8 protein-coding genes and 1 pseudogene are annotated in these 12,459 nt (G+C 61.0%); 5 read left to right on the plus strand and 4 right to left on the minus strand.

Annotation, left to right across the window (positions count from 1 at the left end; genetic code table 11):
• From AC1ECK_RS36335 to AC1ECK_RS36355, 5 genes are all read left to right on the plus strand, one after another.
• Nucleotides 1-3,108 (plus strand): YadA family autotransporter adhesin (locus AC1ECK_RS36335; protein ID WP_480328087.1); only part of this gene is annotated, 3,108 nt, incomplete at its 5' end.
• Nucleotides 3,109-3,204: 96 nt separating this feature from the next.
• Complete coding sequence (locus tag AC1ECK_RS36340) at nt 3,205-4,344, plus strand: OmpA family protein (RefSeq protein ID WP_480328089.1); 1,140 nt, start codon at nt 3,205-3,207, stop codon at nt 4,342-4,344.
• A 471-nt stretch (nt 4,345-4,815) separates the two neighbouring features.
• Nucleotides 4,816-5,421, plus strand: a complete 606-nt coding sequence (locus AC1ECK_RS36345) for a response regulator (protein WP_480328091.1) — start codon at nt 4,816-4,818, stop codon at nt 5,419-5,421.
• Between the two features lie 12 nt (nt 5,422-5,433).
• Nucleotides 5,434-6,408, plus strand: coding sequence for an Hpt domain-containing protein (locus AC1ECK_RS36350; protein ID WP_480328093.1), 975 nt, complete (start codon nt 5,434-5,436; stop codon nt 6,406-6,408).
• A 14-nt stretch (nt 6,409-6,422) separates the two neighbouring features.
• Nucleotides 6,423-7,316, plus strand: coding sequence for a hypothetical protein (locus AC1ECK_RS36355; protein ID WP_480328095.1), 894 nt, complete (start codon nt 6,423-6,425; stop codon nt 7,314-7,316).
• Between the two features lie 163 nt (nt 7,317-7,479).
• On the opposite strand, the gene acnA is transcribed toward AC1ECK_RS36355, so the two are convergent.
• The 4 genes and pseudogenes from acnA to AC1ECK_RS36375 all read right to left on the minus strand — a co-directional run.
• Nucleotides 7,480-10,197, minus strand: coding sequence for an aconitate hydratase AcnA (acnA, locus tag AC1ECK_RS36360; protein ID WP_480328097.1), 2,718 nt, complete (start codon nt 10,195-10,197; stop codon nt 7,480-7,482).
• Nucleotides 10,198-10,237: 40 nt separating this feature from the next.
• The gene (locus AC1ECK_RS36365; RefSeq protein WP_480328099.1) at nt 10,238-11,689 is read right to left on the minus strand and encodes a bifunctional 2-methylcitrate dehydratase/aconitate hydratase; all 1,452 of its coding nucleotides are present in this window, start codon (nt 11,687-11,689) and stop codon (nt 10,238-10,240) included.
• Between the two features lie 25 nt (nt 11,690-11,714).
• Entirely contained in the window at nt 11,715-12,236 is a 522-nt protein-coding gene (locus AC1ECK_RS36370; RefSeq protein ID WP_480328101.1) for a hypothetical protein, read from the minus strand.
• A gap of 102 nt (nt 12,237-12,338) precedes the next feature.
• Nucleotides 12,339-12,459, minus strand: a pseudogene (locus tag AC1ECK_RS36375) (2-methylcitrate synthase); the annotation flags it as partial.

The raw sequence follows: 12,459 nt of genomic DNA on the forward strand, positions 1-12,459 counted from the left end.
GCCGTTGCCGGCAATGTGTCAAACGTGACGAACACAGTCAACAACATCGCCAACGGTGGCGGCATCAAGTACTTCCACACCAACTCGACGCTGGCCGATTCGTCGGCAACCGGCAAGGACGCCGTGGCGATCGGTGGTGCCGCGAGCGCAACCGCAGCCAACTCGGTGGCGCTGGGTTCGAACTCGGTGGCGAGCCGTGCCAATACGGTAGATGTAGGTTCGCGTCAGATCACGGGCGTGGCCAATGGTACGCAGGCGATGGATGCGGTGAACCTGTCGCAGCTTCAGGCGATGGGGGCCAACATCGACGGCAACGGCACGGTCACGAACGCATTCGTCGCCTACGACGATTCGACCCGGTCCAAGGTCACGTTCGGCGGCGTGGGTTCGACCACGCCGGTCCTGCTGTCCAATCTGGCCGCTGGTCAGATCACGTCGACGAGCCGCGATGCAGTGAATGGCTCGCAGCTTTATAGCACGGCAAGTTCGGTGGCAGCCGCGCTGGGCGGTGGTTCAGCCGTGGGTCCGGACGGCCGGGTGACAGCGCCGTCGTATGTGATCGACAATGGCCAGACGTTCAACGACGTTGGCTCGGCGATCTCTGACCTTGACAATCAACTTGTGCAGATAATTAACCAGAACGCGACCAACCAGAAGTATATCAAGATAGTGTCGACGGCAAACTCGGCGATGGCGAGTGGCATTGAGGCGATGGCGATCGGCGGTAACTCGTACGCAACAGGCGACCGTGCGCTGGCGATCGGCGCGGGTGCTTCGGCGACATACGCGAATTCGACCGCTATCGGCGTCAATGCGAAGACAGACGCACCCAATACGCTGTCGGTCGGCAGCCGTGGTGCGGAGATGCGCATCACAAACGTGGCGGACGGTATCAACGCAACCGATGCAGCGACGGTGGCTCAACTGGACGCGCTGCAGGCACAGCTCGCACAACAGGCAAGCGGCACGAAATCGTTGTTGGCGGATCCCTCGCAGTTGATCGGCGCCGCGCCGGTGACCAACTATATCGCGGTGAGCTCGAACGTGACCGGTGGCACGGAAACCTCCACCACGAACGACCTGAACGCCATGGCAATCGGGCCAGCGTCGGCGGCAACGGGCATCGATGCACTGGCCGTGGGTGCTGGCTCTGGCGCCGGTCACCACGGTACGACAGCGGTTGGTTCGAGGGCAGGTGCGCTGTCGGTCAACTCCACCGTCATCGGTACAGACGCAACGGTCGGGGCCTTTTCCGATGGCTCGGTGTCGATCGGCTACAACTCCCGCTCGATCGGAATGAACGCGACAGTGATCGGCACGTTCGCGAGCGCATCATCGGCGGGTTCCGTAGCCATCGGCTATAACACGTTCGTTCATCCGTCCGCCATAAATGGCATGGCGATCGGCCAGAACGCGTCGGTTAGCGCAGCAGGCGGTGTGGCCATCGGTGCGAACTCGGTCGCTGACCGTGCCAACGTGGTGTCGGTGGGTAACAGCACGCAGCAGAGCCAGATTATCAACGTTGCGGGTGGTACGCAGGACACGGATGCAGTCAACGTGTCGCAGTTGAAGGCGTTGGGCGCGAGCCTCGACTCGAGCGGCAACGTGACGGGCGCATTCGTCGCGTATGACAGTGCGGACAAGGGGCAGGTGACCTTCGGTGGTATCGATTCGACGATTCCGGTGCTGCTGTCCAATGTGGCAGCGGGCCAGGTCAGCGCAACCAGCACGCAGGCTGTCAACGGCTCGCAGTTGTTCAACACGGCTAGCGGCGTTGCAGCGGCACTGGGCGGCGGCTCGAGCGTGACAGCCAATGGCCAGGTGACGAAGCCAGCTTACGTGCTGAACGGCGGCACGTATAGCGACGTTGGCTCGGCGCTGGATGCGATCGATTCAATTGCGTCGACCGGTTCCGCCAACGGTGTGGTGTACGACTCGACGGCACGCGACAAGCTGACGCTTGGTGGCACTAACGCAACGACGCCGGTGGAAGTGTCGAACGTGGCAGCAGGGACAGCCGATAACGACGCAGTCAACGTCCGGCAGTTGAAGGATGCGGGTCTGAATATCGACACCGCGGGCAACGTGACCAACTCGTTCGTCGCCTATGACGATTCGAGCAAGGGTACGGTCACGTTTGGCGGTCTCGGCTCGACCACGCCGGTGACGCTGAAGAACGTGGCAGCGGGGATTGCGGCAACCGATGCGGTCAACGTCGGCCAGATGGAGTCGTATGTCAACACGGCTGTCGGTAGCAGCGGTGCCGGCACGGCAAACGCGGTGGCCTACGACGATTCGACGAAGAGTCAGGTCACGCTGGGTGGTGTGGGTTCCACGACACCGGTGACGTTGACGAACCTGGCAGCGGGTACAAGCGCGACCGATGCGGTCAACTACTCGCAGTTGTCGGCCCTGGAAAGCGCGGTGAACAACCTGGCTAACGGCGGTGCAGGCGACACGACGTACGTCAACATCGGCAGCCCGAGCACGGGCGGTACTGCAGCAGCGGCGAGCGGCACGGATGCGATTGCGATCGGCAATGGCGCTTCTGCATCGGGCGACTCGGCAATCGCGATTGGCGCTCACACCACGAGCTCGGGTGACCGCGCGACCGCGATGGGTGCAGGTTCGTCGGCTACCGGCGCTACCTCTACTGCGATCGGCTCGAACTCCTCGGCGACCGGTAGCAACGCTGTCGCTGTGGGTGCGGGTTCGGTGGCTGATCGTGACAACTCGGTATCCGTGGGTTTCCAGGGTGCCGAACGTCAGATCACCAACGTTGCAGCGGGTACGCAGGCAACCGATGCGGTCAACCTCGGTCAGTTGAACAACGCCGTCAGCGGCCTGAACAACTCGATCGACAACGTTGACCGTAGCGCAGCCAAGGGTATCGCTTCGGCATCGGCGCTGAATATCGTCACGCCGTATCTGCCTGGTCGTACCACGCTGAACGCAGGCGTGGCCACCTACCGCGGCTATCAGGCGCTCGGCATTGGTGTCTCGCGCTGGAACGAGAAGGGCACGATCAACTACAACCTTGGCGCATCCAGCTCGGGCGGCAATAGCACCATCGTCCGCGCCGGCATCGGCATCGTTCTCGGCAACTAGGCTAGGGCAATCAGGCTTTGGATAGAAGCTTGAGACGCCAGCCACGTGGGTCGCACGGGAAGGTTCCGTGCGACCCACTTTCCGTGAGAAACAGACATGAAGTATTCATTGATTGCCATCGCGCTCGCCGCGATGCTTGCCGGCTGCTCGTCCGCAACGCGCGACAGCCTGCAGATCCAGGACTCCACGGTCTTGCAGAACGGGTTCAGCACCACGCAGAGCCAGGCCGCCGGGGCGGTGACGCCGCAGTGGATTTCGACCTATGGCGGAGTTCATAGCGGCGCCATGCTGGGCACGGTGCAAACCCGCCTGAACGCGCTCGGTGACCGCAAGAACAACTACTTCGGCGACAAGGCTCAATGCTGGCTCGACGCCGCCCGTAGCGAACGTTCCAGTCATGATGGCTGGGGCTTCGTCGAAGAGGCGCTGGTCGAGGCGGACAAGCTGACCGCGGCGCTGGAAACCGGCCAGGGACTGTCCGTGGACAATCCGGAGTTGCGTACCGCTTCGGCGGTGCGGCCGGATCTGTGGAAGCTGTTGCTGGCGGCGAAGACTTCCCCGCAATTCGCTCAATGCCGGGAGGCGCAACGCCTGACCGCATGTTCCGAGGTCGGGTTGATTCACGCGGGCCACGAAGCGTGGACGCGCGACTTCGACGAAAGCCAGCGTTTGGTAGAGGGTGTGCAAAAGGGTCTGTCCGGCATCGATTCGGCACTCAAAGCCTGCACGCTGCAGCCGGTCGCAGCACCGGTTGCTACGCCGGTCCCGCAAAAGATGACGCTGCAGGGGGACGCAACCTTCAGGTTCGACCGCAGCGATCTGGGCGGCATGCTGCCTGAAGGCAAGGCAAAGCTTAGTCAGTTGATCCGCGACCTGAAGCAGGCTGATGACGTGACGGGTATCCATATCGAAGGCTATTCAGACCGGCTGGGCAGCGACAGTTACAACCGCTCGTTGTCGGAGAAGCGTGCGCAAACGGCGAAACGTTATCTGCAAAACGGTGGCGTGCAGGTGCCGATTAGCGCGCGTGGTCTGGGCAAGGAAAACCCGGTGGTGCAGTGTAATAACCGCGACCATCAGGCGCTGATCGATTGCCTCGCACCGAACCGCCGTGTCGAGCTGGACTTTATCCGCAGCAATGGTCGCAATGCCAGCAGTCCGCAGGCATCGCAGATGCAGCAACCCCAGCGGCCGCTGCAGCAGATGCAACCCCAGCAACAGAACCCGCGGGAGTAGTAAAGCGGTGATCCATGCCGGACCTGACCGGTCCGGCATGGATGTTGTGCCGTCGACTGGCAATGCGTATCAACTGGCATTCGCCCTATCGTTGTGGCATTTGGGTATGCCATCTGCCTCGGCGAGGCGGCTTTCCACGAGCGCGGACACAATTCGCGCTCGTTTCTATCTCGATTCCAGGCGGCAGGCTGGTCAGCGAGACCATTTGAATTCGCGTATCCGACCAGATCAACCGCACTATTCAACTCAAATTTTTCGCATCATATCGATAATTTATGGTTTTAGGTACCTTCTGAGGAAAATTCCAATATTTGATGTAGGAATATTCACGCAAATATTGCGGAATTATCGCGGTGGACCAGAGAAAAAGTGTCTCTACAGGCTTGATAAGCTATCTGTCTATTCGCAGTGTGCGCTATTCAAATTCAGCTTTGCGTTCGTTAATCAATGTTCGGAAAAATGGAGCGATAAATGAGAAGAATTCTAATTGTCGATGACCATCCGATGATTCGTGGTACGGTCTCCGAAGTTTTACGCGCAGATCCGGAGCTGGAAGTGATAGGCACATGTGGCGATGGCGAAGATGGTCTGAAAATGGTCGTTTCTGAAAATCCTGATCTGCTGATTCTCGATCTTGATTTGCCTCGGCTGGACGGCCTGTCCATGATCCGGCGTATTCGGGTGAATACTGACAAGATCCGTATTCTTGTCCTTTCCGCCAAACCGGAGCAGTTCATGGCTGGTCACGCCCGGCTGGCCGGGGCAAATGGTTATGTCGGAAAGGGACGCGAAATCGGTGAACTCGTTACGGCGGTGAAAACCGTCCTGTACGGTTACGACTGCTTCCCTGCGGACGTCAACACAGGCCGGGAAGGCGGCTTGAACCTGTTGTCGCCGCGCGAGGTGGAAGTGCTGCAATACCTCGCGCGCGGTGTGAGCAACAAGGATATTGCGACTCGCTTGTTCCTGAGCGACAAGACGGTCAGTACGTACAAGAGTCGCATTCAGGAAAAGCTGGGTCTGTCGTCGCTGGCGGCACTGATCGAATTTGCGTCACTGCAAAAGCTGATCGATTGAGTCATGCCGAGAATGGACCTGATGGGTATGCCTGATGCCCGGGCGCTCGCGCAGGACCGCGCGCGCTGTTTCTCTTATTCGATAGGCGCGACCTCGATCCGCTATGTGACGGTGTTTGGCAGCCTCCTGGCGGTTGTATTGGCGTGTGTCCTGACGTCACGCGTCGAGGCTGCGCCCGTCGTCGACGCAAGGCAGCGTGCGGAATTCGGGAGCGGTGTGCGCTTGGTCGGTGCACCGTCCGCACGCGATGCCGTGGTTACGCGTGGCCAGCCGGGTGGTGACACGGTTCTTGGCGACAGAGCTATCGCCGCTGATACCTTCGATGCGCAGCCTGCCGGCGAGCGTAGTCTTGTGCAGGACGGGATCGTTGCAGACGAGCGTCATGCGGGCACGACACGGCACGCGTTACTAGCGGTGCTGCTAATGCTTGCGGGGCTGATGGTCATCTCGTTCTGCGGATGGTACCGCACGCGCATCGCCTTGAAGCGTACCGCCGAGAAGCTGCGTGGTGTCGAGAGCGAATGGCATCGCAAGTGCATCGCGGCCGAACATCCGCAGCCGTCCGAAGCGCAGACTCGAAGCGATATTCAGGCGTCTCGGCAGGCAAGATCTGCGCAAACTGCACGACGGCCGGTTAGCCCTTTCGCCGAGCCCTTCGAACTGAGCTATCTCGATGCGCTGTCGAACGAGGGTATCGATCTTCACACCTTCGTGCGTGGTTGGCGCCAATCGATGGGAGACGACTTGGAACGAATGCGCGAGTTGCACCGGCAGCACGACGTCGGCGGAATACGCGAATCGCTGCATAGATTGAGCGGAGCCGTAGGACTTGTCGGCGCGCGCAGTTTGATGGAGGCGCTACGGGATGCAAGCGTGGCCCGGCCGGAACCTGGAGCGGGCGTAATCGAAGCGCTCGCTGAGCGCATTGAATCGTTAATGATGCAACTCGACGAAGCGATCGACTCACACGGGAGCCGCCTGCCATGAACCGACCGCTGGCCTTGATCGAGGGCGACCTGACGATCCCGCTGCCACGTCCGTTCGACGGTTTGCCGCCGCCGTTTGGCGCATGTCGGCGTTTGAAGCGCGAGGCCGTGCAGAAAGCGAGCAATGAGGTTGCTGGACCGGCTCAGGTTATCCCGTTTCCTTCAGGCACGAGGCACGCGCTCGTCTATAAGGCACCGCCGCAAAGTGGGGATACCCAGTGCTGGGACGTCGCGATGGCGGAAGCGAAGCGCTATCTGGAAATGGGCACAGGCTGGCCGCCCTCGTCGCGCTCGGACCGCCTGTTGGCCGCCGGTATCTTCACCGGTTGCTCCATCGTACTGACATGGTTGCTGGTGACGTGCTCCATGAAGGAGGCCGAGAAGGCGAGCACGGCATCAGCGACGCCGAGGCTTTTGTCGTCCGCGAATGCGCATGCCGATCGCGCACAACCTCTCGGCAAGCCTACCCTCGTTGAGCCGCAAGGGAAGCGCCCGGTCCCGGAGCGAACTGCGCCCGGGACCGTCACCGCCGCCAAAGCCAAGCCTGCGCTTTCGGCAAATACCACAGCGTCGAAACAAATATCAGCAACACCGCCGAAACGGTTGAAGGTTGCGCGTCTCACTAAGGCACACGTCAACAAACGCGTGGCCCTGAATCGCGCCGCTCATCCGGCGGCGCGTCCGGCACCCTCGACGCAACCCGAGTGGACTGCCAACGCACCGGATGATGACGCACCATGGCTGAACTGGAGCGCTCAGCAGCACCGTCCGGTCCCGGCGATGCGCGCGGCAACATCGGTTGACAACAACTGGAACGACCATATGACACAGCGCAGGATTACCGACGAGCCCGCCGCCTTCAACGCGGGCCGCAGCGGGCCACTCGTCCTATCCAACAATGGCGAGTAGCTTTTTACGAAAGACTCACTCTCTTCAACAGAAATCAACAGAGATAAAAAAAGCCCGACCAAAGTCGGGCTCTCAAATTGGCTGCGTCCTTTCCACAAGGACGCAGCACCTGCAAAACAGCTAACGCGTCTGCTTAGCGCAAGTATGCAGGTACGCAAGTACCTTAGGCCGCCAGCAGCGAACGCAGCACGAACGGCAGAATCCCGCCGTGCTTGTAGTAGTCGACTTCGATCGGCGTGTCGATACGCAGCAGCACGGCCACACGCTTTTCCTTGCCGTCCTTGCCACGAATCACCAGCGTCACTTCCTGCTGCGGCTTGAAGTCAGCGCCAAGGCCTTCGATGTCGTACGTTTCTTCGCCGGTGATGCCGAGCGATTGCACGCTATCCGAGCCCTTGAACTGCAGCGGCAACACGCCCATGCCGACCAGGTTCGAACGGTGGATGCGCTCGAAGCTGCGTGCGACCACAGCCTTGACGCCCAGCAGTTGCGTGCCCTTGGCTGCCCAGTCACGCGACGAGCCCGTGCCGTACTCTTCGCCCGCGAACACGATGGTCGGCGTATCGGCGTCGATGTACTTCATCGCTGCGTCGTAAATCGACAGTTGTTCGCCGCTCGGCTGGTGAATCGTCAGGCCGCCCTCAACACGCGTACCGTCTGCCTTCACCGGGATCATCAGGTTCTTGATCCGCACGTTGGCGAACGTGCCGCGCATCATCACGTCGTGGTTGCCGCGGCGCGAGCCGTAGCTGTTGAAGTCGGCCTTCTGCACGCCGTTTGCCTTCAGCCACTTGCCTGCCGGCGAGTCTTCCTTGATCGAGCCTGCCGGGCTGATGTGGTCGGTCGTGACCGAGTCACCGAAGATGCCCAGTGCGCGCGCGTTCTTCACAGCGGCGATGCTGTCTGCCGGCGTCATCGAGAAGTCGCTGCCGAAGAACGGCGGCTCGGCGATGTAGGTCGACTTCGGCCAGTCGTACACCTGGCCTTCTTCGCCTTCGATCTTGCTCCACAGGTCGCCCTTCTTGGTGAGCTGTGCGTAGTTCTTGCGGAATGCGTCTGCGTCCAGCGCGAACTTGAGCAGGTCGTTGACTTCTTCGCTGGTCGGCCAGATGTCGCCCAGGTAGATGTCCTTGCCGCCCTTGCCCTTGCCGACCGGCTCGGTCATCAGATCGCGCGTGATGTTGCCTGCAATCGCGTAGGCGACCACTAGCGGCGGCGATGCCAGGAAGTTGGCGCGGATGTTCGGGTGAATACGCGCTTCGAAGTTACGGTTGCCCGACAGCACAGCCGCCGCGACGATGTCGTTCTTCGTGATCGCTTCGTTCAGTTCCGGCGTCAGGTCGCCCGCGTTACCGATACAGGTCGTGCAACCGTAAGCAGCCAGTTCGAAGCCGAGCTTCGACAGGAACGGCAGCAAGCCGGTCTTCGTCAGGTACTCGGTGACGATACGCGATCCCGGAGCCAACGACGTCTTGATGTGCGGAGCAACCGTCAGACCCGCTTCCACGGCCTTCTTCGCCAGCAGGCCGGCGGCCAGCAGCACGCTCGGGTTCGACGTGTTCGTGCACGACGTGATGGCGGCGATCAGGATGTCGCCGTTCTTCACGTTCACGCCGTTCGACGTCGTGTATTGCGCGTCCAGATCGGCGGACTTCTTCGCAAAGCCGTTTTCTGCCACCGGCTTCGAGAACAGGTCGCTGAAGGTCGACTTCACGTGGCCGATTTCGATACGGTCTTGCGGACGCTTCGGACCTGCCAGCGACGGCGCCACCGTGCCGAGGTCGAGCTTGACGACCTTGGTGTAGTCGATGTCGCCGGCCTTCGGGACACCGAACAGGTTCTGCGCCTTGAAGTAGTTTTCGAAGGCGGAGATTTCGGCGTCGGTGCGGCCCGTGCCCTTGAAGTAGTCGATGGTCTTTTCGTCGACCGGGAAGAAGCCCATCGTTGCGCCGTATTCCGGCGCCATGTTGCCGATCGTCGCGCGATCCGGCAGCGACAGCGACTTCGTGCCTTCGCCGAAGAACTCGACGAACTTGCCGACCACCTTCTCTTTACGCAGCAGTTCGGTAACGGTCAGCACCAGGTCGGTTGCCGTCACGCCTTCGCGCAGCTTGCCCTTCAGTTCGACACCGACCACGTCCGGCGTCAGGAAGTACACCGGCTGGCCGAGCATGCCCGCTTCCGCTTCGATGCCGCCCACGCCCCAGCCCACCACGCCGATACCGTTGATCATGGTCGTGTGGCTGTCCGTGCCGACCAGCGTGTCCGGGTAGTACACGGTGTCGCTGCCGTCAGCCTTCTTGTGCACGCCGCGTGCCAGGTATTCGAGGTTCACCTGGTGAACGATGCCCACGCCCGGCGGCACGACCTTGAACGTGTCGAATGCCTGCATGCCCCACTTCATGAACTGGTAGCGCTCGTTGTTGCGCTGGAATTCCAGTTTCATGTTCAGGTCGAGTGCATCCTTCTGACGGAAGTAATCGATCTGCACCGAGTGGTCGACCACCAGATCAACCGGGACCAGCGGTTCGATCGACTTCGGGTTCTTGCCTGCGCGTTGCGCGACGCCGCGCATCGCTGCGATGTCGGCGAGCAGCGGCACGCCGGTAAAGTCCTGCAGCACGACGCGCGACACGACGAACGGGATTTCGTCGACGCGCGATGCGGTCGGCTTCCAGTTCGCCAGTTGCGTGATGTGTTCTTCGGCGATCTTCTTGCCGTCGTAATTACGCAGCACCGACTCCAGCACGATACGGATCGAAACCGGCAGGCGGTCGATCTTGATGTTCAGTGCCTTGCCGAGTTGCGGCAGCGAATAAAACTTGCCTTTGCCGGAACCGCTGTCGAATTCCTTGAGCGTTTTGTGGAGGTTGTGGGCCATGGTGTTTTCCTTGGTTTGATCGCGGAACTACAGTACTGAACTAGATGACATACAGATCGACGTATTCATTGACCGGCAAGGCTTCGAGCCTTGCCTGATCCAGCGACACATCGAGAATCGCTTGTTGCTGCTTGACCGGAAACCTGCGCGCGAGGTTGGTCTTGAACTTCTCGACCAACAACGGGATGCCGTCTGCACGGCGGCGCTTGTGTCCGATCGGGTATTCGACCACTACCTCGTCGAATGTCGATCCATCGTTGAATTCGACCGTCAGTGCATTGGCGATCGAACGCTTCTCCGGATCGTGATAATCCTTTGTGAACTGCGGATCTTCCACGCAGTTCATCTTGTCGCGCAGCGCGTCGATACGCGGGTCCTGCGCGACGGAATCTTCGTAGTCCGCGGCCGTCAGGCGGCCGAAGATCAGCGGCACCGCGATCATGTACTGGATGCAGTGGTCGCGGTCGGCCGGATTGTTCAGCGGCCCTTTTTTATCGATGATACGGATCGCCGCTTCGTGTGTGCGAATCGTGATCTTGCTGATGTCTTCCACAGTCTTGCCCGCTGCGCGCAGTTGCGCATGCAGCGTCATGGCCGCTTCCACCGCAGTCTGCGCGTGGAACTCGGCCGGGAACGAGATCTTGAACAGCACGTTTTCCATCACGTACGAGCCGTAGCGGCGCTGGAACTTGAATTCCCGGCCCTTGAACAGCACGTCGTAGAAGCCCCACGTCTTCGCGGTCAGTACCGACGGATAGCCCATCTCGCCGGTTTTCGCGATCAGCGCCAGACGCACGGCGCGCGCGGTGGCGTCGCCGGCGGCCCACGACTTGCGCGAGCCGGTATTCGGTGCGTGGCGGTAGGTGCGCAGCGCCTGTCCGTCCACCAGTGCAAGGGAGACGGCATTGATCAGCTCGTCGCGCGTGAGGCCGATCATCTGGCCGACCACGGCGGTCGAGGCGAGCTTCACGAGCAGCACATGATCGAGCCCGACTTTGTTAAACGAGTTTTCGAGCGCGATGCAGCCCTGAATTTCGTGCGCCTTGACCATGGCGACCAAGACGTCTTTCATCGTCAGCGGCTTTTTGCCGGCGGCGACGGCGGTACGCGAGAGCCAGTCGGCCGTGGCGAGAATTCCGCCGAGGTTGTCCGACGGGTGGCCCCACTCGGCGGCGAGCCAGGTGTCGTTGAAGTCCAGCCAGCGGATCATTGCGCCAATATTGAAGGCGGCCTGAACCGGGTCGAGCTGGAACGGCGTGCCCGGCACCTTGGCGCCGTTGGGGACGATCGTGCCGGGCACGATGGGTCCCATCAGCTTGGTGCATGCCGGATAGGTGAGCGCCTCGAGTCCGCAACCGAGCGTGTCGATCAGGCAGTGACGCGCTGTTTCCAGCGCGAGCGTGCTGTTGATCGGGAAATCCAGAACGTAATCGGCGATATCGACCAGGACAGTGTCCGGGTCGGGCCGTACGTTGGATATCGGTGCGGACATCGGGGCTTTTCCTCGTAAAGGAAACTTAGTTGCTCGGGTTCTTGATCAGCTCGTTCGACTGCGTCGGAGCCGGTGCGCCTTGTGCCATTTCCGGCGTCTTGCACTCGTCTGCGAGGCGCGAGCCGTCGCTGTCCGAGAACAGCATTGCCTTGGTCGGGATCACGACCAGGTCCAGACCCGAAGCGGCGTCGTGGAAGCGGTCGGCGCCCGTCGTGGTGGTTTCGCGCGGCAGGTTGTAGTTCTTGTTCGCCCAGTGAACCGTGACGATCTGGTCGCGCTTCATGTCGCCCTTCAGGTCGAACGAGAGGCCTTCGTTACACGACCACTTCACTGCGCCGTCCGGTACCGGATCGACCTTCGCTTCTTTCTTCGGGTTCGGCTTACGCTTGATCAGGCGCTTCGGAGCCGGGCGTTTCGGCGTAGCCTTCTTGGCGGTGGTGGAAGTCGTCGTGGTGCCCGACGCCGTTTGTGCGGAAGCGTCGGTCGCGGCGATCAGCATCGTCGAGGACAAGGCGCCGACAACGGCGGCGATCAGCAGCTTTTTCATGGAATGAGCCTTTCTATCTAATATTGGTTAAACAGTGCGCGGCTGCGGATACAGACAGCCGCCAGGGGGAACTGCACGCGCCCTGAAAGCGCACAGCGGACGCTATTTTCTCCTATTTAGCGCCACGAACCTCAAATTCTCTGGACCGGTGTAGTTCGCGCTCGGCCGGATGATCTTGTTGTCGATGCGCTGCTCGATGATGTGCGCGCTCCAGCCCGCCGTG

It is taken from the genome of Paraburkholderia sp. SSBN10T, from assembly GCF_056619545.1.